Origin of the sequence: Pedobacter paludis (assembly GCF_003173575.1) — a bacterium.
GTDB classification, from domain to species: domain Bacteria; phylum Bacteroidota; class Bacteroidia; order Sphingobacteriales; family Sphingobacteriaceae; genus Pedobacter; species Pedobacter paludis.
In genome coordinates this window covers 261,466-285,578 of the sequence record NZ_QGNY01000002.1, presented here as the reverse complement: position 1 = coordinate 285,578, position 24,113 = coordinate 261,466, and the positions used below count along the sequence as shown (strand labels likewise).

Sequence of the window (24,113 nt, the reverse complement as noted above, 5' to 3'; positions counted from 1 at the left end):
ATGTTGACAGCCCTATGTCAAGGCTTTGTATTACGTATTAAAAAATTGGGTAAATTATTTATTATATCTGTTCAAAATTTTAGTGATTTCTTTATCTAAAACATCAGCATTGCTCTCAAAAGTATCTTCAAAACTTTTACCAATTTGGTAGACTTTATGGTCTTTAGAAATTTTATATATGCTGTAATTATTTGTTCCCGATAAACCATAAGCGACAATAACCTTATGCTTTTTATTGTACTCCGGATTAACAACATTTTCGAAATCCTTTACACGGTTTATCGTTTTATTTTTGGCATCTACCAGATATAAATAACAAAAGGAATTTCCGCCTCGGCCTCCAGTTTCAGAAAAAATGAGAATGTCTTTAATGCCATCACCATTAAAATCCTTAAAGTCTACAAAATCATTTTGAATTTTGATGAATAGGCTATCTTTTAAAAACACCTGTTTTCCCTTGCTAAACGTAATTGTTGCATTATGTTCTAACTCTTTATACCTTTCAGGGCAATTTTTTATTGTAACCACATAATTCGTATCTGCAAAGGGGTGATAATTTTGAAAAACACAATTTGTATCCAATTGATTAATAGTTTTTGCTGATGCTTGTTTTTTTGGAATGGCATCTGCTTGTTGTATGTTTTTTTTCCGTAGAGCATTACCTCTACAAGAAAAAATGATTAATAAAATAAATATGGAGAAGAAGATTTTCATAACATTTACGGTGTTAATTCCAGCTCATCTAAGGTGCCTTCGGTTTTGTTTAGCTCAATCAATTGTTGGTTTAGTTCTTTGATTTCTTTCTCTAAATCTGCCAGGTTTTTTGGGCGTTCCAATGTCCCTTCTTTCGTGGTAAGTTTTACCGGATAAGCCTTAACAACCAAATCAAATTTTGATAAATCTGTTGTTGGATACTTAACCGATTTCCATAAAGTACTGTGGGCAATTGCTTCACTTAATAAAGGTTGGTGATAAAGATCTTCTTCATTGGGATTTACTCCAGCTCCTTCATTAAAACCGCCTCCTTGTTGCTGTGATGCAATTAACTTTCCGGTGGCTTTCGAATAAATATCGATTTGATACATGTAATCGCCAATAATTTTTCTTCCGGTTTGATTTAAAAAAGTTAAATCTAAAAAAGGTGTTGGTCCAAAGAAATCGTCCTCACTAATGCTGATTTTGGTCAGCTTAAATTTATCCAGATCTTTTGTTTTAGCTTTGAGCTGTATTAACTCCTTATTTAACGAATCAAGCTCTTTTTTTCCGTTTGTTATTTTTTCTTCTTTGTCTTCCTTCAGAAAATCTTCGGCAAATTTTACAATACCAGAATAGGTTTTACCATCAATCATTTTTAGCGAAATGGCATCGAAAGATTTTCCCTTATAGCGTTCATCGGTTGAATGATTCCATTTTTCTTTCATGGCTTTTAACACCACAATGCGTAAAGCTTTTTCCAGATTTTCTTTTTCAGCTTTGCTTAATTTCTCTTCCATTTTTGCTTTGGAAGATTTGAAAGAAGCTTCGTCCTTTCCCGAGATTTTGGGGCCACAACTACTGAGCAGAATGGTGCAGATAAATAAGATTAAAATGTTGTTTTTCATGGTAATTTATAGGTTAAGGATCGATTTCTTTTATCAGTCTATGTATTTGTTTTTCTTTTGATATTCCCAGAGTTTCCGGTTCTTTTCTATGTAATATGTCGGACTATCGATGTAATTTACTTTTGCATCGAAGCCACTGTTTAGCTTAGTTTTAACGCTATCTGGTAAATCCTCGAACATCTTTTTTAAGTACGCAGCCTTTGGCAAACGTTTCTCAAAATAGGTTTCGTCACCTTGTGGTTCATGTGGTTTTATCTTTCCCTTAAAAATTACTTTTTCAAGAAATACGCCTCTTAACCAAACGATGATGTTTCCATCATTTGCAATACCGACCAAAAAATTTAGTCCTTTTTTAACCATTCCGCCACCAGAAGAAAAGGCGATTGCTGTCTTGTTTTTCAAGGCAGATTTAAAAATATTCAAAATCTTTTTTTGAGGTAAGTCCAAGGTATCGCTATAAAATTTCTGATCGCGGTAGGAGGCATATTGCAAAACCAATTTGGTTGGTAATCTTAATCGGTCGCGTGCCTCTTGACTGTAATATTCTTCGCCCCACTTGGACGTAAAGTTTTTTACATCTTCGAAATTTATCCAGGCAAAATCGTCCTCACCCTCTCCGGTAAGGAAATAAGCATCATGAATGGCAATTGGATAGTTTTGGGGTGCACAAATGCTTGTAAAATAATAAAACCGTTCCCAGCCTTTATAATTTAAAATCTTAATTATGGTTGCCACAACCAATGTAATGGAAAGCACAATATAGATTTTATTTAATCGGTTTATTTTCATCTGCTTAGTTATGAAAAGCATGTGCCAAGCCTGTAGCCATAATTAACAGGGCCAAAAAGCCCAAAGAAACAATTAACGAGAGGGCAAATAGCCATTTTCCCCACCTGTAATCTTTGCCATGTAAGTAAAAGCAAATCCACCCAATAAAAAGGTTAAACTCCCCGCTAACCAAACATAATTGATATAGGTTTGATCTTCGCTGTTATCGGTTACGTTTGCATAAAGTAGAGCCAAAAAAACATTAACAACAATAAGGACAACCGTAAGGCCACTATTTCTCTTCTTTTGAATTTCAACTGAATTTTCTTCCATAAGCGATAAAAATTTAAGCCAAATTTTCTTGTCAATTTTACTTCATAATAAAAATACAGTTAACTAAGCTAATAGTTTTGTTTATTGTTTTCATTTAAATACCCCATTTATAAGAATTTCTAGTGCGTAATTTTAGCAATTATGCCAATAAGTATAGGCACTGCTATACAAACTCCAATAATCATAAGTCCAGCGAATTGCCAAACTGGAGTTTTGGCCTTTGCAGCCTGATCGGCAATGGCTATCCTATATTCTTGAGGCATTTGATTTATTGATAAAGTTTGCTTGCAATGATTACAAACCGTATACGTGCTTTTGCCTATTGGAAACATCGGAATCCAAAAGAAATGGAAATATCTTGAGCTGATTACTAGATACATTCTCTGTTCGCCGCAATATTGGCAGGATAAATTGGGCACAAGTTCTGTAAGTACCGATGTAGCTCTGGTTCCAAAAAAGAAAATCATAATATATTTTTATTTAAGTTTTATTATTAACCCGCCCAGCCATCTCTATCTAAGCTTCTATAATTAATAGATTCGGCTAAGTGTTCTAATTCTACGTTTTCGCTTCCATCTAAATCTGCAATTGTTCTGGCTACCTTTAATATCCTATCATAGGCTCTCGCCGATAAACCCAAGCGTTCCATGGCAGATTTTAAAAGTGTTGTTCCATCATCGCTAATCTGGCAAACCTTGCGAACCATTTTAGGACTCATTTGCGCATTATAATGTAAGTCTTCTTTATCCGCAAAGCGATGATCTTGAATCTCTCTAGCTTTAATTACCCTAGCTCTGATTAGTTCGCTTTTTTCCGCTTCGCGGGTTGAGGCCAGCTCTGAAAAATTAACGGGCGTAACCTCTACATGTAAATCTATTCTATCCAACAGCGGGCCAGAAATTTTGCTCAGATATTTTTGAACCACACCCGGAGCACAAACACATTCTTTTTCAGGGTGATTATAAAAACCGCAGGGACATGGGTTCATAGAGGCTACAAGCATAAAACTTGCCGGATATTCTACCGAAAAACGAGCTCTTGAAATGGCCACTTTCCGATCTTCCAATGGCTGACGCATTACTTCTAAAACTGTGCGTTTAAATTCTGGTAACTCATCCAAAAAGAGCACTCCGTTGTGTGCCAGGGATATTTCGCCGGGAGCCGGGTTCATGCCCCCGCCAACCAAAGCAACATCGCTAATGGTATGGTGGGGCGATCGGTAAGGGCGAATCGTCATCAACGCATCAGCTGCAGAAAGTTTGCCGGCTACAGAATGAATTTTGGTGGTTTCTAAAGCTTCGTAAAGGTTTAATGGGGGAAGTATTGTTGGTAAACGCTTGGCCAACATGGTTTTGCCTGCGCCTGGCGGACCGATTAAGATTACATTATGACCACCGGCGGCCGCAATTTCTAAGGCTCGCTTTATATTTTCCTGTCCTTTAACATCCGAGAAATCGTGTTCGTAATTTCCAATATTTTTTAAAAATTCTTCTTTTGTATCAACTTTTGTAGGCGCTAGTGTTTCTGATTTATTGAAAAAGCGAATAACCTGTGCTAAATTTTCTACACCATAAGCAGTTAGTCCATCAACAATGGCTGCTTCCCTAACGTTTTGTTTGGGTAATATAAATCCGGTAAAGCCATCTTGCTATTACCTTCGTGGTAATCAATTCGCTTCAGTGCTAGTATGATTTGAAACTCGTAATTCTTGATGTTATTAAATAATTTTTTAAAGATTTTGGCGTGAAACGGGGTGAACTATCCATCTTGCTAGGTTTAAAGACCTTATGTGCAGTATTAGTCCCTGTTTCAGCCTTAAACGTTGCCAAAAGACCAGTTAGAATTTTAGGCGAAAGGGCCTTGTAATAGTTTTAGTCTCGCAACACTTTATAACCAATAAACAACCAATATGCATTACACAACTTTTATTGGAATTGACGTATCGAAGGCAACAATTGATGTCTATGTACACAAAACCAATCATCACAAAAAATTCCAGAACGGCAGACGCGGTTTTGATTCAATGATCAGTTGGATTCAGAAAATAGATCCTGATCTCAACTTGAACAACATGCATGTCACATTCGAGCATACCGGTCTGTATTCGCTTCATGTTGCACTTTTCTTAGAAGAGATCAATATTGATTATTCAATGATGAGTGCTCTTCAGATCAAACGGTCATTAGGTATAACCCGTGGCAAAAACGATAAAATAGATGCCAGGCGGATAGCAGAATATGGCTATCTGTATCGCGAAACGTTACAGCTTACCAAGTTCCCCTCACGGCAGATTATGCAGCTCCAACCATTGCTTGCCCTTCGTGATCGTCTGGTAAGGCAACGAGGTGGCTTTGAGGCCACCCAGGGCGAACAGGCACGATTTCTGGATAGAACAGCTGCGTTAGATATGTCTGATGTTTATCAACAGGTGATTAATACTTTAAAAGAACAAATTCGCCGCATTGATGACACAATGAAGCTTATTATTGATAGCAATCCGGAATTGAAGCTCAACTATGATCTGGTAACCACCATTAAAGGCATTGGAAAGACCATAGCAATTCATCTGATCGTTTTTACGCACAATTTTAGCAGGTTTTCTAACTGGCGAAAGTTTGCATGTTATGCTGGGATCGCACCATTTGAGAACCAGTCTGGAACAACATTTCTCGGCAAGACAAAAGTAATTTCACTGGCCAACAAGCAAATGAAGAAAATGCTCCATTTGGCGGCTCTGTGTGCTTCCTTGCATGACACCGAAATGCGGTCCTATATGGCTAGGCGTGTTCAGGGCGGAAAGAGTAAAATGTCCGTTATGAACATAATAAGGAACAAAATGCTTGCTCGGGCGTTTGCCGTTGTGGCTAGAAAGACCCCGTATGTCGATATAGTCAAATATGCGGCGTAGCTAGCATTAGGTTGGCAAATATCCAAATCAACGTCATCATGATTTTTGACGTAGGGGTTTGTAATGCCTTTATTTTCTACCTGTAATTGCTTTTTTTTCATAAAAAAATAAAAATGTTGTAAAAGTCTTAGAATACTGCGCTTGAATTGCGATAGGCAATGCACCTTTAATGGGTTGAATGTTTCCATCCAATGAAAGCTCGCCCATGATGAAATATTTATCGAGTTCTTCTGAAGGAATTTGCCCCGAGGCCGCTAAAATTCCAATAGCGATGGGCAAATCATATGCAGAACCTTCTTTTCTAATATCAGCTGGTGCCAAGTTTACAACAATTTTTTGCCTTGGCATTCTAAAACCCGAAACATGAATGGCACTTTCTACGCGTTGCAAACTTTCTTTTACGGCGTTATCTGGCAAACCAACCATAAAGTATTTATTTCCCCCACTAATGTTAACCTCAATTGTTATAGTAAGTGCATTTACCCCGAATACAGCACTTCCGTATGTTTTTACAAGCATTAAAAAAAATCGTTTCTAGAAAATTAAAGCGGGATGTTGGTTTATTCTGGGATGAATAATTGGTTTTATGCTAATATAAGAATATGATTCTTAATCCATATTTTTAGTTTAATATTTAAAAATTATGTTTAAAACGCTTTTAGTTATATTCTTCTTATTGTTAAACACACAATCTTATTCCCAGATAAGAACTCAAGATGTTGTAGTTGATTGGAAGAAAGCAAAAAAGAATCATGTTTATAATAGCAATGAAGTTGACGAGAGGGCTCATTTTCCCCATGGAGAATCTGCTTGGAGAAAATATCTTTTAGATAAATCCAGATATCCCAAAATGGACAAAAAGTTTCAAGTTAAGGGAAAAGTATATTTATCAATGGTGGTAGAAAAAGATGGAAGTATCACCGATCTCGTAATCTGGAGAGGTTTAAATTCCCAATGCGATGAAGACGCACTTTGGTTGATAAAATCTTCCGGAAAATGGATACCTGCAGTTTTAAAGAAAAAAATGGTGAGATCAAAAGTACATCCTGCAATTAATTATGGCTCCATTTAAACAAAAAATCCCAACCATTGCGGATCGGGATTAGAATATTTAAATTATTTTATTTTCGCTTAAGCTTATCTTCCAAATGGCATTTTCGGCATACCTTTCATCATTGCGGCTGCTGCTGCCGGATTAGAAAACTGCTTCATCATTTTGCGCATATCTTCAAATTGTTTAATCAGCTTGGTTACTTCTTCTACCTTGCTGCCAGAACCTTTTGCAATACGCAAACGGCGGCTTTGCTGAATGCTATCTGGATTTTCTTTTTCGAAAGGCGTCATGGAATTGATAATTGCCTCGATAGATTTAAACGCATCATCCTGAATGTCTACATTCTTCATCATTTTGCCAACACCAGGAATCATGCCCATCAAATCTTTCATATTTCCCATCTTCTTAATCTGCTGAATCTGGTTATAGAAATCGTTAAAATCGAATTTATTCTTGCGGATTTTTTTCTGTAATTCTGCAGCCTCTTTCTCGTCGAACTGCATCTGAGCACGTTCTACAAGTGAAACCACATCACCCATACCTAAAATACGCGATGCCATACGATCTGGATAGAAGACATCCAATGCTTCCATTTTCTCGCCAGTACCAATAAATTTAATCGGCTTGTTTACAACCGATTTAATAGAAAGCGCCGCACCACCACGGGTATCGCCATCTAACTTGGTTAAAACAACACCCGTAAAATCAAGGCGATCGTTAAATACTTTTGCGGTATTAACAGCATCTTGCCCAGTCATCGAATCGACAACGAATAAAATTTCGTGCGGTTGGGTTTTGGCTTTAACCTCCGAAATCTCGTTCATTAAAGATTCATCGATTGCTAAACGCCCGGCGGTATCAATAATAATTACGTTATTTCCATTTTGCTTACCATGAGCAATACCTTCTAAGGCAATGGCAACAGGGTCTTTTGATTCGCGGTTTGCGAAAACAGAAACCCCAACCGAAGTACCCAAAACCTCCAACTGATCTACCGCTGCAGGGCGGTACATATCGCCAGCTACCAATAAAGGTTTTTTGCCTTTGCCCTTTAAATGCAAAGCGAGCTTGCCGGCAAAAGTAGTTTTACCCGCACCGTTTAAGCCCGCAATTAAGATAATTGTTGGGTTTGCTTTCGTATCTAATTCGGTAACCTCGCCACCCATTAAGGCAGCAAGCTCATCGTTCATTATTTTGGTGAGCAATTGCCCAGGCGAAACGGCTGTTAATACATTTTGCCCCAATGCTTTTTGCCTTACATCATCTGTAAATGCTTTGGCGGTTTTATAGTTAACGTCGGCATCTAATAATGCTTTACGAATTTCTTTCATGGTTTCTGCCACGTTGATTTCCGTAATGCTGCCTTGTCCTTTTAATACTTTAAATGCTCTGTCTAGCTTGTCCTGTAAATTATCAAACATGTTTTTTTAAGCTATAAGCTATTACCAATGGTAAAAGCCAATGTTTTTAATAAAAGGCAAATGTATCAAATTTTGATTGTAAATCTTTGCTACTCAAAGTCAAAAATATTTAGCTGAACGAATGCGAACGATTATTTTTTGGAAATGAGCTGCAATTCGCATCTGGCAGGCTACAGTCCCGCAATTCGCTATAGCCCTAATAGCCCCGATGTAAAATTGGGATGGGGCTAACGCTACTTTCGGGTTTAGGTACAATGGCTTATCATTCAAACCGTTAAAAATGTCAAATTAAATGGCTAGCAAAAAGATCAATTCAAAAATCATATTTTTTGGTTTTGATGCAACATTTTGGAATGATTGCAGTCTTATATAAACTAAACCAACCAAATGAAACGCTACGCATTCCTATTTCTCCTCTTCGCTTATTCCTTTTGCCAAGCTCAAAACCCTGCTATACAAAAACAATTGGTTGCCGTTAGAACTGCTCAAATGCCTAAAATTGATGGTGTTTTGGATGATGCATGTTGGGTTAATGTACCCATTGCGACAGATTTTTTTGAAATTAGGCCAACTCCTGGCCGTGTAGAAGGACAGGCAAAGCGTACAGAGATGAAAGTGCTTTATGATGATGTGGCCATTTACGTTTATGCCCGCATGTACGATAATCCAGATAGCGTTTCGCACGAACTGGTTTCTCGTGATAATGTTGGTAACGCCGATTTTATCTCCATTATTTTTGATCCATTTTACGATAAAATGAATGGTAACGGTTTCTTTGTAACCGCTGCAGGCGTGCAGTTCGATGCCAAATACTCGCAGATTGGGGATGAAGATCCAAACTGGAATGCGGTTTGGGAAAGCGAAGTAAAAATAGACGATAAAGGCTGGACTTGTGAGATGAAAATTCCCTATTCTGCCCTGCGTTTTTCGAGTAAGGATATCCAGAACTGGGGATTAAATTTTAGTCGCCGAATCCAAAGAACAAATACGCAGACTTTTTGGAGTTTTGTTGATCCTAAAGTTAATGGTTTTATCAATCAAGAAGGCCTTTGGATGGGTGTTAAAGATATTAAGCCACCATTGCGTTTATCGTTTTCACCCTATGTGTCGGGTTATATCAATCATTATCCAATTAATTTACCAGGCGTAAAAAATACCACTACCCGATTTAACGGTGGTATGGATGTAAAATACGGAATCAATAACAGCTTTACTTTAGATATGACTTTGGTTCCCGATTTTGGCCAGGTGCAATCTGATAATCGCATTTTAAACTTAACCCCATTTGAGGTAAAGTTTAATGAGAATAGGCAATTTTTTACAGAAGGAACTGAACTCTTTAATAAAGGAGATTTGTTTTATTCCAAGCGAATTGGCTCCATTCCATCGTATTACGATTATAGCCAAATTACCAGCGGAGATAAAATTGTAAAAGATCAAACAGAGGCGAAGGTTTTAAATGCCACAAAAATTTCTGGGCGTACGGCAAAGGGTTTGGGCATTGGCATTTTCAATGCAATAACCAATGGCATGCAAACCGAGGTAGAAGATGCAAATGGAAATCTTCGTGAGGTAGAGACACAGCCGCTAACCAATTATAATATTTTGGTTTTTGATCAATCGTTAAAAAACAACAGCTCGGCTACTTTTATAAACACAAACGTTTTAAGGCAGGGAAGTGCCTACGATGCAAATGTAAGTGCGCTACTTTTCAGTTTAAATAATAAAGACAATAAATACTTTGTTAGCGGTGGGGGCAAAATGAGTTATTTACGAGGCACAGAAACGAGTACTGGTTACAGCTATACTTTAAGATTTGGGAAGCAAAGCGGAAATTTTACCTGGAATTACAATCAGGTTTATGCTGATGATAAATTTGATCCATCAGACATGGGCTTTTTTACCAATAATAACTTTTTAGATCAGCGATTGGGTTTTGGATACAATATTTTTAAACCCAGCAAATGGTATAATGAATGGCAGAATTGGCTTAACATTTTATATTCGAGAAGAACAACTCCAGGTGATTACCAAAGTTTTGGCTTGAATGGAGGCTCTTATGTAAGATTCAAAAACTTATGGTCGGCAGAGTTGGATCTTAATTATGATGCACAAAGAAACGATTTTTACGAATCGAGAAACGGACAGGTATATAAAGCTCCGGAAAGCTTCGGGATAGGTTTGTACATTAATCCAAACCGTGCAAAAGCCTATAACTTTGGCGGAAATATTCGCTATCAGGAACAACAGCTTTTTAATGGAAGATCGTATAATTTTTACTTTTTCCAAAACCTCAGATTAAACGATAAGATCGCCTTTGGTTTGGATTTAAACTTTAACCCAAATTACGATTATGTGAATTGGGTAACATCGCTTGGTGGTCAGTCTATATTTTCGCGTTACGATAGGAGAACGGTAGAAAATTCTTTTGATGCAAAATATACCTTTACCAATAAAATGGGTTTTACGGTTGTGTTAAGGCATTATTGGAGTGACCGGAGAAACAAAGAATTTTTCTTGCTTAAACCTGATGGGAACTTAACCAATTATCAGGGCGCCCCACTAACCGGAACCGATAGAAACTACAATGTATTTAACATCGATTTAATTTATACATGGCAGTTTGCTCCGGGAAGTACACTTTCTGTTTCTTATAAAGATGCCGCAGAAACCTATGATACTTTTTATACGCAACGATACAATAGAAATCTAGATGGAATTTTATCGGCACCGCAAAACAACAGCCTATCGGTAAAGGTGCTGTATTACATCGATTATTTAGATTTTAAAAAGAAGAAAAAATAGATTTTTGAAAGCTCAGTCAGATGAAGTATTCATTGCGTTGGTTTCCACCAACGGATAATGAGTTATTTATTTTGGCTAAAGCCTTGTATTCCTCAGTAAACAGTCAGCTGAAGCAGACCGCAATGAAATCTGGTTAGAGCGCCAAACAATTCATTGCCGTTGGTTTCAACCAACGGATAATGAGTTATTTATTTTGGCTAAAGCCTTGTATCCCTTAGTAAACAGTCAGCTGAAGCAGACTGCAATGAAATCTGGTTAGAGCGCCAAACAATTCATTGCCGTTGGTTTCAACCAACGGATAATGAGTTATTTATTTTGGCTAAAGCCTTGTATCCCTTAGTAAACAGTCAGCTGAAGCAGACTGCAATGAAATCTGGTTAGAGCGCCAAACAATTCATTGCCGTTGGTTTCAACCAACGGATAATGAGTTATTTATTTTGGCTAAAGCCTTGTATCCCTTAGTAAACAGTCAGATGAAGCAGACTGCAATGAAATCTGGTTAGAGCGCCAAACAATTCATTGCCGTTGGTTTCAACCAACGGATTTAATAGATTATTTATTTTGGCTAAAGCCCTGTATCCCTTAGTAAACAGTCGGCTGAAGCAGACTGCAATGAAATCTGGTTAGAGCGCCAAACAATTCATTGCCGGTTTCAACAAACGGATTTAATAGATTATTTATTTTGGCTAAAGCCTTGTATCCCTTAGTAAACAGTCAGCTGAAGCAGACTGCAATGAACTCCGGTTAGAGCGCCAAACAATTCATAGCCGGTTTCAACAAACAGATTAAATAAAAAAATTACCTCGGAAATGTAAAGCCAAAGCCAAGCGCCAAAGTTTGGTTAGCCTGAATTTTATTGGTACCAGTATCCGCATCAAAAAGCATAACGCCAGTTAAACTGGTGTTCATAAAGCGATTTATTTTGGCTGTTATTGCGATATCTAAACGGTGATCAATTTTAGACCAGGTAATGTCTTCATAAGGAACGAACATCAGGTATCTTGCCTTTAAATTTGTGTTCGGAAAAATATCCTTATCAAATGAACTTACAACCTGAAAGGCGAGTTCGTTACGAAATTTTTTCCCTTTATCTACACCATAAACGTTGGTTTTGCCATCGTAAACCGTACTATCAAGCACAAAAGTTTGTCTTGCTGTACCCGTACCAATTCTGGTAGAAAAATATTTTACAGGCTTATATTCAAAACCGATAGATTCGGTTAAATACCCAGGTGCCATAAACCTAGAAATTAAAACCTGTTGTTCTTCTTGGGTATTGTTATCTCTATAATATCTATAGCCGTTATCAAACTGAGATTCAAAACTTACCGATCCGAAGAAAAACCAGTTTTTTGATAATTGGAAGGAAGCCTTATTATCCCAAAAAATTCTATCGTTGGTTTTCTTTTGCAGTTGATCCTTGTTTTTTACCTTACCATACTGCAAAATAACCTCAGTTACATAGCTATAGCTATTTTTATTGTATTCTGCTTTGTAGTTTAATAATCCACCTACAGCAACAGAATTTACGCCACCACCCTTCCAGTTGTTGCTAAACTGTGCTTGGTTAACGTTGATGCCAATATTGGTTCGGGTTTTCCAATAGTTAACTTTTGCGTTAACTACATAAGGCTTAAGTTTTACGGGTTCGAAGTTTAAAGGACCCTGTCTGCTAGGCAACGGACTACGTTTAAGCTTAATGTTAAGGTCTTTGGTATTGATCGGAATTGTATCAATCTCCTGAGAGTATGATCTTACAGAGCAGATGCTGAGAATGATAACTAGGGAGGCTACAAGTTTCTTCATTGGTTACAAAGAAAATGAAAAATTTTAGAGATTAAAAGGTTTTAGTGAAATGAATAACGATCGAGGCTTCAAATTTCAGGTCAAATTATGGTGTTTTGCTTATCCTCAACCAGCCAAACCAATTTCCTTTTTTTAAATAATTTAAATCTTTTTCATGGTCATAGGCCTCTTTTTCGAAGATAATATTTCGATAAGCCAAATAATGTTCTCCATACTTTAAACGATTAAATAGATAATTTAAGACGTAGAAAACATAGAAGGGCAAAATCAGTAATTCGAGTTGCTGGCGCAGATGAATTTTTTCATGATTGATAATTTCTTTATCATTTTTTAATCGTTCTGATTTTAACAATATAAATGGAAATATGGCCATCCCTGAAGCGGGTAAATGTTTAATAACCAAAATTGGCGCTTTCACAGTTTATCAATGGTTAGTTTGGGCAAAGGCGGTAATTGTAAGGCTTTTGGATTTAAGCGATAACTTTTATATGCGTTGCGAATAAATAGATTAAAGGAATAATCTGTAGCATCGAGCACGAACTGGTAAGTTGGCCTGTATTGTTGCATAAAATCAGTCAGCTCATCGTCTTTAATGCCTAATATTTTTTGAACTAAAGTCGCATTGAACCGATAATCAATTAGATCTTCCCTATAATCCTTTTCCAGGATCTTCTGTAAATGGCGGGCATTTCTTCCCTGTCTGCTCAGCAAATTGTAGATCGCATCTATTCCTAATCCAACGCCTCCATTACTTAAATTTAAAAGGTCTTTACTGCTTCCCTTAATGGTTGCATACCGATATTCCTTTACCGACTTTTCATATTGCTGTTGTGGCGTTAATCTTTTTTGCTGAATAATTACATCCCTTAATCTAATGCCTAAAGATTTTAACTGGAAATAGGCCGCCGGCTGACCTTTAAAAACCATGGTATCTACACCATACCCCGAAAGCGCCGCCACCAATGTATCGCCAGGAACAGCAAAAGTGCTAAATTCGCCTTTGGTATTGTTATAAAGCCCATCGCCGGTTCTAATGTTATAAATGTAAACCTTTGCTAACCGCTGTTTGGTTTCTTTATCAATAACAATCCCAGCCAAAGGTTTGGTTTGGGCATACAGCATCGCCGAAAGGCAAAAAAAGAAAATAAACGCAGTAATAAATTTCATTGGGTTACAAAACTACAAATAAGCTTTAGGCAATAATTAGGATTAACATTATTTAACCTTAAGGATTTGTCCTAATTTTATTGCATCGGTTGCCATGCTGTTTAGCATTTTAAGCTCATCAACGGTTAAGTTAAAACGTTTTGCAATATTATACAAAGTATCTCCCTTTACAACAGTATACGTTCCATCGGCCAAAATTGGTTTAGCGCCTACGGGAGGTGTTTCAACAGGTGTAAATTTCTTTTTTTCCTGCGGGATATTTTGATTGATCTCTGTAAATACGCGATCCTCACGGGCAATTTTCTGTTTTTCGCTTTCCGATTGATCGTACTGATACAGCTGATATTTCTCGATCGTACTAATTAACAGATCTGGATATTTCGGATTGGTGGCATAACCTGCAGTTTTTAAACCCTGAGCCCAGCTTTTGTAATCATTTTTATCCAGCTGAAAAAGAAAACTATAGCGTTTGCGCTTTAAAAACTCAGAGTGGTCTTTAAACGATTCGCGGGCATCTTTGTAAACCCTAAAACAATCATTTTTTTGGTCATCATCTCTAAAATAATTTTTCCCCTTCCAGTCTGATGTACATTTAATGCCGAAATGGTTGTTTGCGTATTTAGCCAAATCGCTGTTTCCGCTACCCGATTCTAAAATTCCCTGAGCCAAAGTAATACTGGCCGGAATTCCATAGGCATTCATTTCTTCTATCGCCACCGCCTTAAACTCATCTATATAACTTAAAGTATTATAACTTTTGTAGCTGTTGTTGTTGGCCTTATTGGCGGCTTTCTCTATCTGTTTATTGTTTTTAGAAAACTTTCTTGATGAACAGGAACTCAGAAAAATTACTACAATGGCAATACAAATGAAAGGACGAGAAACGGAATGAATAAACTGGCGCATTTATATGTTAGTGAAAAGGTAATGATTAGTAAATGATATAATGATTTAAAATTTTTGTTAAAGCTTAATTTTTTGCCCGGGTTTTAAGTTGGCTTTCTTTAAGCCATTTTTCTTCATAATGGCTTTTACCGTAGTTCCTTTTTTCTTGGCAATCACACTTAAATTATCACCAGCTTTTACGGTATAACCCTTAGTCGTTTTTGTACTTCTTTTTTTGCGGTGATAAACTGGAGAAACATAAATTGGCTCTTCATAACCTTCGGGGCGCTCATCATACTGGTAGAGCTCGTATTTTTTTACAAGTGCAATAACCTGACTTGCCCAGCTTCTGCTATGCGCATAACCAGAACGTTGAATTCCTCTGGCCCAGCCTTTATAATCGTATTGATCGTATTTTGCGAAAAGATTGTTAAAAGGAGAACGGGTTTCCATAATTTCTACAAAGTGACTATAAGACTCATCCGCATTTAAGTAATCGCGATAGGATGAACGGATTTCATCATTATTGTTGGGCCCTTTTACACCAAAGTGATTGTTTAAATGCTGGGCAATTCTACTGTTGCCAGAGGCTGACTCGTGAATGGCAACCGCTAAAATTAAACTTGCCAGGATTTTATGATCACGCATTAACTCTTGGGCATAGCCTACATGTTCGGCAATATAATCTTCTGTGTTTTGGGCTTTAGCAATCGTTCCTGTTAAAAGGAAGAGGCAAAGAATAAATATTTTCATATTTGTTTAGTTAATTTGGTTAATTGTCTAATTGGTTAATCGGTGGCAAAAATCATGTACCCGATTTAACAGTTTTTGCAATTAACCTAGTTTCCTGATCACAAACAAACCATCTCTAACGGGCAGAATTAATTTTTCTACACGCTGGTCTGCAGCTATCTTATCATTAAAATTAGTAATATTCTTGGTGTCTTTATCTTGTTGATCCTGAAGTACTTTTCCACTCCACAGCACATTATCAACAATGATGATCCCGCCTGGGCGAACGCGGTCAAAAATTAAATCGTAATAAGTGCCGTTGTTTTTCTTGTCGGCATCGATAAATACGATATCAAAAACCTCATTTAAATTATTAATGGTTTTGGTTGCATCGCCTAAAATATAATTGATCTTTTCGTTGTAGGCCGATTGAGCAAAGTTGCTGCGAACCATGTCCTCCAGCTCTGCATTAATATCCAAAGTGTAAATAAGCCCATTTTTTGATAAGCCCTCGGCCAGACAAAGCGTAGCGTAACCTGTAAACGTTCCGATTTCTAAAATTCTTCTTGGCGAAACCATTTTGCTTAATAAACTAAGAACACGACCTTGATAATGGCCAGAAAGCATACGTGGCATTAAAACCTTAAGATTGGTTTCGCGGTCTATTCTTTTAAGCAATTCGCTTTCGGGCTCGCAATAATTAATTAGAAGTTGTTGTAAATCGTCGTTTATTAGGCTCATATGTTCGATTATAAACGGTTGGTTTCCATAAAATATTGTAAAATAATGGTTGCTGCAATGGTATCTACCCGATCTTTATCTCTTCTGTCCATTTTTTTTAAACCGCTTTGCATAATGGTTTGATGGGCTAATTTAGAAGTAAAGCGTTCATCAACCCAGTGCTGCGGAATAGCTGGAAATGCTTTTTTTAACAAAGTTGAAAACCCTTTTACGTGTTGCTTAGAATCAGAATCTGTACCATCCATTTGCTTCGGATCGCCTAAAACAAAAGCTTCGACCTGTTCGGTAAGCAAATATTTTTTAACATACTCGATCGCATCTTTAGGGTGTACGGTATCTAAGCCGGTTGCAATAATCTGCAAGGGGTCGGTAACGGCAATGCCGATCCGTTTGGTTCCGTAATCAAAAGCAAGAATTCGAGCCATATTAAATTAAAAGTTTCAAAGGTACGGATTTTTAAGAAATGGGTTTTTTTAACAGAAAGGCATATTTCCAGGCCACCTAAACCCTATTGCATCGGCATCCCCCAATTTTTTCAATTGGGAATACAGCGAAAAGAGGGACAGGAACTAAAATATGGATTGCCGAACCTTGCTTTTCTAAAAAATAAATGTCTTAAATTTTTAAAAAAAACAGTTAATGAAACAAGTTCAGAATGCCGAGGCATTGAATATCATATCTATTTCTTATTTTGCACCAAATGCAGTTTAAAGAAATCATCGGTCAGGAAAGAGTTAAGCAACAATTGGTTCAAACGGTTAAAGAAAACCGTATTAGCCATGCGCAACTGTTTTTATCGCCGGCTGGGTCTGGTGCTTTGCCCTTGGCAATTGCTTATGCACAATACATAAACTGTTTGGATAAAGGCGAAACAGACAGCTGTGGCGAATGCTCTAGCTGTAGAAAATATGAGCGCTACATTCATCCAGATTTACATTTTTCTTATCCATTCTTTGCCTCAGCAAGTGTTAAAACTGCTATTGATGTTTTAGACGACTGGCGAAATATGCTGCTTCAGGATGCCTATTTTGATTTGGATATTTGGCGTTCAAAATTGGATGCAGCTAACAAACAGGCCAACATAAACATCGCCGAGTGCCACGATATTATCAAAAAACTGAGCTATAAGGCTTTCGAGGCGCAAACCAAGGTTTTAATTATGTGGTTGCCCGAATATTTGGATAAGGCGGGCAATGCGCTGTTAAAATTAATTGAGGAACCGCCAGCAAATACGCTGTTTATTTTAATTGCGCAAAGTCAGGATCAAATTTTGACGACCATTTTATCGCGTACTCAAATTGTTAAAATCCCAAAACTTTCTAGCCATGAAGTTTCTGATTATCTGCTAAACACAAGCGGGCTAAATGAGCACCAAGCCATTGATTATGCTTTTTTAGCAGATGGAAATTTAATTGAGGCAAAGGCATTGGCCGCGGATACGCAAAGCGATAGTTCTGGCACTTTTACCAGTTGGTTACGGATGGGTTTTGGAAACAAAGTACCCGATTTAATTGATTTTACAGACGAAGCCGCGAAGTGGGGACGGGAAAATCAGAAGAATTTTTTAAAATATGGTGTAAATTATTTACGTGAATGTTGTTTAATAATTAGTGGTGCAGAAGCATTGGTAAAACTGCCCCCATTAACCTTAGATACCGCAAAAAAGCTAAGTACGCACGTGCTTACATTGCCTATGGCCGAAGCCATTATTGCCGAGCTGGAAAAGGCGCACTACCACATTGAAAGGAATGCAAACCCAAAAATTCTGTTTTTAGATGTATCTTTACAGTTGGTTAAAATTATAAAGTTTAAAACGCTCCCTCAGGGGACTCAATATATATACAATTAATTATGGGATGTGGAAGTTGTTCAACAGGTGGTGGCTGCACCCCTAATGGATGCAAAAGTAATGGCTCATGCGGCACCGGTGGTTGCCAAACAATGGAAGTTCACGATTGGCTATCCAACTTGGATATGCCTTCTAACTATAAACCTTTTCAGGTTACAGAAATAAAATTTAAAGGCTCTAGAAAAGAGTTTTTTCTCAACAACGATAACATTTATCTGGAAATTGGGGAGCTGGTTGCTGTAGAAGGCCCAACCGGAGGTTTCGATGTTGGCCACGTTTCGCTTACGGGCGAATTGGTGCGCATCCAAATGAAGAGACGCAAGACACCATTAGATCAGGTTACCAAAAAAATCTACCGTAAGGCTACAGAGGCTGATGTAGAGAAATGGAATGCGGCCAAAGAAATGGAATGGGAAACCATGCACAAGGCTCGTAAACTAGCCCTTGATTTGCGTTTGCAAATGAAAATCAGTGATGTGGATTATCAGGCAGATAAAACCAAAGCAACCTTTTTTTATACAGCAGACGGACGTGTCGATTTTCGTGAACTGATTAAAAAAATGGCCGAAAGTTTCCGGATTCGGATTGAAATGCGCCAGATTGGAATGCGCCAGGAAGCGGGCAGATTAGGCGGAATTGGATCTTGTGGCCGCGAATTATGTTGTTCTACTTGGTTAACCAATTTCAAAACGGTTTCTACCGCCGCGGCTCGTTATCAAAACCTTTCTCTAAATACATTAAAGCTTGCCGGACAATGCGGTAAGTTAAAATGTTGTTTAAATTACGAGCTTGATACTTACTTGGATGCCTTAAAGGATATTCCAGACCGAATCGAAAATTTGGATACCGAAGCTGGATATGCCCGCCATCAAAAAACAGATATTTTTAAAAAAATAATGTGGTTTAGCTATCAGGGCGACGAAAACTGGATTCCGGTTGCTGCTGCTCGTGTTAAAGAAATTATGGTGATGAACAAGGCGGGTAAGAAAGCACCTAACTTAAAAGAGGAAGCCATTCAAATTTCTGCGCCAGTGGTGGTTGAAAAATCTTTTGATTATGAAAATGTTGTTGGTCAGGATAGCTTGACCCGTTTAGATGAACGTTCTAAAGGCAAAAACAACCAGAACAGAAACAACAACCAAAAAAACAACCGCAATAATAATCCGAATAGACGGGATAGAGTTCCTACCGGAGATAAAAACGTTGCACCAAATCAAAAACCGCAACAAGGACAAAAACCCCAACATTCGGGGCCGAAACCAGCTCAGGGAAATGCTAAACCGCAACATGGCAATGGGCCAAAACCCCAGCAACAGAACGCACCAAGACCTCAAAACGGGCCTAGGCCACAGCAAACGCAAATACCAAAACCGGTTTTAAGGGCAGAAGGTGAAGCTGGCGTAGAAAGCATCAAACCGGAGCAAAGCAAAAATAAGAACAGAAATAACCGTAGAAAAAACAATAACCGTCGAAACAATAACAATGGCTCAGAAAATAAACCGGCTGCTGAATAAAAAATCGATTTTAAGGTTTGGCTTTTTATTGGTTTCATCTCTCATTTTGGGGTGTACTTCTAGTGTTATTGATTCGAATGTTGAAATTCCTGAACGTAAATGGACCTATAGAAATCATATTATTGCTCCATTCGAAATAAAGGATAGCAATAAAGCGTATAATATTTATTTTAAGTTAAGGCATACCGCTGATTATAAATATTCGAATATTTTTGTTTTGGCCCATTTTAAGGATGGAAAAAGCAAAACAACAAGGAGATATCAGTTCAAATTGGCTAAAAATGATGGCGAATGGCTAGGAAGCGGGTCTGGAAATGTATTTAGTTATACTTTTCCAATGTTAACCAACTATCGTTTTCCTCACAATGGGAAGTTCGAAATTGAAGTTGAGCAAAACATGCGTGATAATCCGTTAATCGAAATTAGCGATGCAGGTGTTTTGGTAGAAGAATCAAAATAACCCTATTGATGTTTTTGTCTAAAACTTTCGCATCCAACTTTGTGTTCTTTGCGCCTTTTCTGCGTGTACTTTTAGGTTAAATTAGTTTTCTTATAAAAACTGCAACAAGCTCTCTAATTTCATTCCTCTTGAACCTTTTAATAAGACAAGATTATCTTCAATTCCATTTTCCTGTAAATAAAGAGAAGCTTCAGCCGGAGTTTCAAAGAAGATACCCTTGAATTGATCTTTAAAAGCATAAAAGTGCTTTCCTATAAATATAAGATCGTTCAAACCACTTTCGTTTGCCTGTTTTGCAATGAGTTGATGTTGTGTTGCAGATTCTGGTCCTAGCTCAAACATATCGCCAAGAATGGCTGTTTTTTTATCGGCCGTTAAAACCGAGATATTGTTCAAAGCGGCAGTCATACTGCTCGGGTTGGCATTATAAAAATCGCAGATTACGGTATTTTTTTCGGTTTTGCTAAGCTGAGAACGATTGTTTTTAGGTTGATAATTGGATAATCCACCGTTGATTTCTTCAGGATTTAAATCAAAGAAATCTCCAATGCAAATCGCAGCCAGAATATTTTCGAAATTATAACTTCCCGTTAGGTTTGTTTTAACACTTGATGAAACATCGTGGTTGGTCCAATCTACCTCAATAAACGGATCGCTACTTTTTAATGTTCCTTTAATGGTATTTCCGTTTTCGGTACCATAAAATATAAGCTTATTTAAGCCAGCTGTTTGGCTCATTTCCATTAAGTTAGGATTGTCCCTATTGATGAAAGCATAACCTTGAGTCTCTTTTATATAAGCATAAAGTTCTGCCTTACCTTTCTTTACGCCCTCAAATCCTCCGAAGCCGTCTAAATGTGCCATGCCAACATTGGTAATAATTCCATGGGTAGGTTGAGCAATGGTACACAAAAGCTCGATTTCCTTTTGATGGTTTGCACCCATTTCTATCACGGCGATTTCTACATTATCGTTGATAGACAATATAGAAAGCGGAACACCAATGTGGTTATTCAGATTTCCAAAAGTTGCAAAGGTTTTATACCGCTCTGCCAAAACCGCATTAACCAATTCTTTACTAGTCGTTTTACCATTACTCCCGGTGAGGCCAATTACAGGAATATTTAATTGTTTTCTATGGTAACGAGCCAAATCCTGTAAAGTACTCAATACATCATCTACCAATAAGCAGTATTCATTTAGTGCAAATTCAGCCTCATCTATTACCACAAATGAAGCACCTTTCTCTAAAGCCTGATTGGCAAACTCATTCGCATTAAAATTATCGCCTTTTAGGGCAAAAAAGATACAACCATTACTAATGTTTCTGGTGTCGGTAGAAATTAATCTGCTTTTTAAATAGTAACTATAAAGTTTTTCGGTGGTAATCATGCTTTTGGTAAAAAATCTGCTGTAAAATTAAACTTTCGTAACAACAAAAAACAAAATTAGTACATTAGTTGAAATTATTGTTTTTATGAAGAAAAGCCTAACGTTCTGCCTGTTTTTTATTAGCTCAATTTTATTTGTTAGTGCACAGGTAAAATCTCCCGATCAATTTCTTGGCTACGAATTGGGAAGTCATTTTACACCTCACTTTAAAGTAGCTGAATATTTCAGACAAACCGCTTTGGCCTCTTCCAAAAATGTTAAACTTATAGAATATGGCAAAACCAACGAGGGAAGACCTTTAATGGTTGCTGTAGTTTCTTCGGCTGAGAATATTGCCAAGCTGGATCAAATTCGAGCCAATAATTTGGCTTTAGCAACAGGAACGAGCAATACTGTAGACTTAGCTGCTCAGCCAACGATTTTATGGTTGAGTTATAATGTTCATGGCAATGAGGCAAATTCTACCGAAACCTCGATGAAAATGCTGTACACTTTAGCCTCTGGAACCAATCAACAAGCAAATGAATGGCTCAAAAATACAGTAGTTGTTATCGATCCATGTTTAAATCCGGATGGAAGAGATCGTTATGTAAACTTTTTTAATAGCGTAGTTGGCAAAACACCAAACTCAGACCCTTCATCAAGAGAACATATTGAGCCTTGGCCAGGAGGCCGGCCAAACCATTATTATTTCGATTTAAACAGAGACTGGGCTTGGCAAACACAAATTGAAAGTCAGCAGAGGTTAGCCTTGTATAACCAGTGGATGCCTCAAGTTCACGTAGATTTTCATGAGCAAAGTTATAACGAACCTTATTATTTTGCACCTGCTGCAGAACCTGTTCACCAAGACATTACACCTTGGCAAAAAAGCTTCCAAGTAGTTGTAGGCAAAAACAATGCAAAATATTTTGATGCAGAAGGTTGGGGCTATTTTACAAAAGAACGCTTCGATTTGCTTTATCCATCTTATGGTGATACTTATCCTTTATATAATGGCTCAATCGGTATGACCTATGAACAAGGTGGAATTAGAGCCGGATTATCTGTGGTAACAAATGATGGAGATACATTAACCTTGAAAGATCGTATCGCTCATCATTTCACAACAGGAATGTCTACAGTTGAAGTAACCTCTTTAAATCACAATAAACTTTTAGACGAGTACAAAAAATATTTCCAGCAAGAATTAACAACGGCTCCGGGCGTTTATAAAAGCTATGTTATTAAACCAACCAATTTATCGAGATTAAAAAAACTGGCAGAATTATTAACTAAAAATAAAATAGAGTTTGCCTACGGCGGAGATAAAACCGGAAGAGGTTACGATTATGATACGCAAAAAGAAGATAATTTTACCGTTGGCCGAAACGATTTGATCGTGAATATATTTCAACCAAGAGCGGTACTGGCAAATGTGCTTTTAGAGCCTCAAACCTTTGTAACCGATTCTAATACCTATGATATTACCGCATGGGCACTACCGTATGTATATGGTTTGAAGGCTTATGCAAGTAAGGAAAGCTTTAAAGGTAAATACTCCAGCCTAGAGGAGAACAAAATTGCATCTACAAACGTAGATAAGCCTTTGGCCTGGTTATTTGCCTGGGGAAGTAGCGAAGATGCGCAGGTTTTAATCGCCTTACAGAAAGAAAACATTAAGGTTAGACAGGCAGATCAGCCTTTTTCGGTAAACGGAAAAGATTATCCGGCTGGAACACTTATCGTATTAAGAGTAGAAAACGAAAAGATAGGTAAAGATGTAAAAAATAAAGTAGAGCGGATTGCTGTGGCATTAGATAAACCAATCCAGGCTGTTACCAGTGGTTTTGTAGAAAAAGGGAAAGATTTTGGTTCTAATGTGTATCCATTATTGGTGCACCCAAAAATTGCAATCGTTTCGGGTAACGAGGTATCTTCTTTGGCCTTTGGAGAAGTTTGGTTCTACTTAGAGCACGATTTGAATTTAACGCCGAGCATTATAAATACGCGAGACATTAACAATTTAGATTTAAGCAAAATAAATACTTTGATTCTGCCAGATGGTAGTTACAGCGCTCTAATCGGCGATGGCTTAACCGCCTGGTTAAATAAGGGCGGAAAACTTATTCTTATGGAAGATGCGATTGAAGGTGTTTTGGAGAAAAAGGGTTTCGACATTAAAAAGAAAGAAGCTATAGTTAAAAAGGATGAAAAGCCAGAGCCAAGCCGGTTGCTTTTTAAAGATAAGGATAGAGATGATTACGAAACAACCATTCCTGGTGCAATTTATAAAATCAATTTAGACGCCACTCACCCATTTTCATACGGCTTGGGCAAATGGTACTACAGCTTAAAAACAGATCGCAAAATTTACGAACCTTTTGTTAAGGGCTGGAATGTTGGTTTGGTAAATGATAAAAGTTTAATGGCGGGTGTTGTAGGCAAAAAGGCCAGGGAAGAACTTAAAACCGGTTTATTAATTGGTGTTCAAGATTTTGGACGTGGACAGGTTATTTATTTAGCAAATGATCCACTTTTCAGAAATTTTTGGGAAGGTGGCAAAACTTTATTTGGCAACGCTATTTTTTGTAGTTATTAAAATCTTTCAGAGTATTCTAAATAGGATTAAAAATAGACAACACACATCAACCTAAGATTTGTTTTGTCATTTTTTATGTTAATTGTTAAAAATTGT

Annotated in this window: 21 protein-coding genes and 2 pseudogenes; 7 read left to right on the top strand and 16 right to left on the bottom strand. The window is 37.4% G+C overall.

Annotation, left to right across the window (positions count from 1 at the left end):
• Positions 1-54: 54 nt before the first annotated feature.
• The 6 genes and pseudogenes from DF947_RS05750 to DF947_RS05725 all read right to left on the bottom strand — a co-directional run.
• Positions 55-714, bottom strand: coding sequence for an XAC2610-related protein (locus DF947_RS05750; RefSeq protein ID WP_109928752.1), 660 nt, complete (start codon positions 712-714; stop codon positions 55-57).
• 5 nt (positions 715-719) lie between these two features.
• Positions 720-1,601, bottom strand: a complete 882-nt coding sequence (locus tag DF947_RS05745; protein ID WP_109928751.1) for a DUF6694 family lipoprotein — start codon at positions 1,599-1,601, stop codon at positions 720-722.
• A 33-nt stretch (positions 1,602-1,634) separates the two neighbouring features.
• Positions 1,635-2,390, bottom strand: coding sequence for a DUF2931 family protein (locus tag DF947_RS05740; RefSeq protein ID WP_158526234.1), 756 nt, complete (start codon positions 2,388-2,390; stop codon positions 1,635-1,637).
• A 72-nt stretch (positions 2,391-2,462) separates the two neighbouring features.
• Complete coding sequence (locus tag DF947_RS05735; RefSeq protein ID WP_109928749.1) at positions 2,463-2,702, bottom strand: hypothetical protein; 240 nt, start codon at positions 2,700-2,702, stop codon at positions 2,463-2,465.
• Positions 2,703-2,821: 119 nt separating this feature from the next.
• Positions 2,822-3,169 carry a zinc-ribbon domain-containing protein gene (locus tag DF947_RS05730; RefSeq protein WP_109928748.1) on the bottom strand — a complete coding sequence of 116 codons (348 nt, stop codon included), beginning with the start codon at positions 3,167-3,169 and terminating at the stop codon, positions 2,822-2,824.
• 26 nt (positions 3,170-3,195) lie between these two features.
• Positions 3,196-4,350, bottom strand: a pseudogene (locus DF947_RS05725) (YifB family Mg chelatase-like AAA ATPase); the annotation flags it as partial.
• A gap of 261 nt (positions 4,351-4,611) precedes the next feature.
• Between DF947_RS05725 and DF947_RS05720 the strand changes: the two are divergent.
• A complete protein-coding gene (locus tag DF947_RS05720) occupies positions 4,612-5,610 on the top strand; it encodes an IS110 family transposase (RefSeq protein ID WP_109928747.1) in 999 nt (332 codons plus the stop codon).
• Positions 5,611-5,745: 135 nt separating this feature from the next.
• Here the strand turns inward: DF947_RS05720 and DF947_RS05715 are convergent.
• A pseudogene (locus DF947_RS05715) lies at positions 5,746-6,129 on the bottom strand (magnesium chelatase domain-containing protein); the annotation flags it as partial.
• Positions 6,130-6,253: 124 nt separating this feature from the next.
• Between DF947_RS05715 and DF947_RS05710 the strand changes: the two are divergent.
• Positions 6,254-6,682, top strand: a complete 429-nt coding sequence (locus DF947_RS05710; RefSeq protein WP_109928746.1) for an energy transducer TonB — start codon at positions 6,254-6,256, stop codon at positions 6,680-6,682.
• A 65-nt stretch (positions 6,683-6,747) separates the two neighbouring features.
• Here DF947_RS05710 and ffh read toward each other — a convergent pair whose 3' ends face one another.
• Positions 6,748-8,085 (bottom strand): signal recognition particle protein, encoded by a 1,338-nt coding sequence (ffh, locus tag DF947_RS05705; protein ID WP_109928745.1) that lies wholly within the window; start codon positions 8,083-8,085, stop codon positions 6,748-6,750.
• Positions 8,086-8,472: 387 nt separating this feature from the next.
• Between ffh and DF947_RS05700 the strand changes: the two genes are divergently transcribed.
• The gene (locus tag DF947_RS05700; RefSeq protein ID WP_109928744.1) at positions 8,473-10,890 is read left to right on the top strand and encodes a DUF5916 domain-containing protein; all 2,418 of its coding nucleotides are present in this window, start codon (positions 8,473-8,475) and stop codon (positions 10,888-10,890) included.
• Positions 10,891-11,688: 798 nt separating this feature from the next.
• On the opposite strand, the gene DF947_RS05695 is transcribed toward DF947_RS05700, so the two are convergent.
• The 7 genes from DF947_RS05695 to ruvX all read right to left on the bottom strand — a co-directional run bounded on the left by DF947_RS05695 (position 11,689) and on the right by ruvX (position 16,646).
• On the bottom strand, positions 11,689-12,696 hold the full coding sequence (locus DF947_RS05695) for a DUF3078 domain-containing protein (protein ID WP_109928743.1): 1,008 nt from the start codon (positions 12,694-12,696) through the stop codon (positions 11,689-11,691).
• A gap of 85 nt (positions 12,697-12,781) precedes the next feature.
• The gene (locus DF947_RS05690) at positions 12,782-13,114 is read right to left on the bottom strand and encodes a hypothetical protein (RefSeq protein WP_109928742.1); all 333 of its coding nucleotides are present in this window, start codon (positions 13,112-13,114) and stop codon (positions 12,782-12,784) included.
• Positions 13,111-13,863 (bottom strand): hypothetical protein, encoded by a 753-nt coding sequence (locus tag DF947_RS05685; RefSeq protein ID WP_109928741.1) that lies wholly within the window; start codon positions 13,861-13,863, stop codon positions 13,111-13,113. The genes DF947_RS05690 and DF947_RS05685 overlap by 4 nt, the downstream gene beginning before the upstream one ends.
• 48 nt (positions 13,864-13,911) lie before the next feature.
• Positions 13,912-14,769, bottom strand: coding sequence for a glucosaminidase domain-containing protein (locus tag DF947_RS05680; protein ID WP_109928740.1), 858 nt, complete (start codon positions 14,767-14,769; stop codon positions 13,912-13,914).
• Between the two features lie 57 nt (positions 14,770-14,826).
• On the bottom strand, positions 14,827-15,501 hold the full coding sequence (locus tag DF947_RS05675) for a glucosaminidase domain and LysM peptidoglycan-binding domain-containing protein (RefSeq protein WP_109928739.1): 675 nt from the start codon (positions 15,499-15,501) through the stop codon (positions 14,827-14,829).
• A gap of 81 nt (positions 15,502-15,582) precedes the next feature.
• Positions 15,583-16,221 carry an O-methyltransferase gene (locus DF947_RS05670; protein WP_109928738.1) on the bottom strand — a complete coding sequence of 213 codons (639 nt, stop codon included), beginning with the start codon at positions 16,219-16,221 and terminating at the stop codon, positions 15,583-15,585.
• Positions 16,222-16,229: 8 nt separating this feature from the next.
• On the bottom strand, positions 16,230-16,646 hold the full coding sequence (gene ruvX / locus DF947_RS05665) for a Holliday junction resolvase RuvX (protein ID WP_109928737.1): 417 nt from the start codon (positions 16,644-16,646) through the stop codon (positions 16,230-16,232).
• 275 nt (positions 16,647-16,921) lie between these two features.
• Here ruvX and DF947_RS05660 point away from each other — a divergent pair, with 275 nt between their 5' ends.
• Genes DF947_RS05660 through DF947_RS05650 form a run of 3 tightly spaced genes read left to right on the top strand, consistent with a single transcriptional unit; the run spans position 16,922 to position 20,044 of the window.
• Positions 16,922-18,070, top strand: coding sequence for a DNA polymerase III subunit (locus tag DF947_RS05660; RefSeq protein WP_109928736.1), 1,149 nt, complete (start codon positions 16,922-16,924; stop codon positions 18,068-18,070).
• A gap of 2 nt (positions 18,071-18,072) precedes the next feature.
• Positions 18,073-19,584 (top strand): PSP1 domain-containing protein, encoded by a 1,512-nt coding sequence (locus tag DF947_RS05655; protein WP_109928735.1) that lies wholly within the window; start codon positions 18,073-18,075, stop codon positions 19,582-19,584.
• Positions 19,553-20,044 (top strand): gliding motility lipoprotein GldH, encoded by a 492-nt coding sequence (locus tag DF947_RS05650; RefSeq protein WP_109928734.1) that lies wholly within the window; start codon positions 19,553-19,555, stop codon positions 20,042-20,044. The genes DF947_RS05655 and DF947_RS05650 overlap by 32 nt, the downstream gene beginning before the upstream one ends.
• Before the next feature lie 90 nt (positions 20,045-20,134).
• Here DF947_RS05650 and DF947_RS05645 read toward each other — a convergent pair whose 3' ends face one another.
• On the bottom strand, positions 20,135-21,436 hold the full coding sequence (locus DF947_RS05645) for a UDP-N-acetylmuramoyl-tripeptide--D-alanyl-D-alanine ligase (protein WP_205940745.1): 1,302 nt from the start codon (positions 21,434-21,436) through the stop codon (positions 20,135-20,137).
• An 85-nt stretch (positions 21,437-21,521) separates the two neighbouring features.
• Here DF947_RS05645 and DF947_RS05640 point away from each other — a divergent pair, with 85 nt between their 5' ends.
• Positions 21,522-24,017 (top strand): M14 family metallopeptidase, encoded by a 2,496-nt coding sequence (locus DF947_RS05640; protein WP_109928733.1) that lies wholly within the window; start codon positions 21,522-21,524, stop codon positions 24,015-24,017.
• Positions 24,018-24,113: the final 96 nt, after the last annotated feature.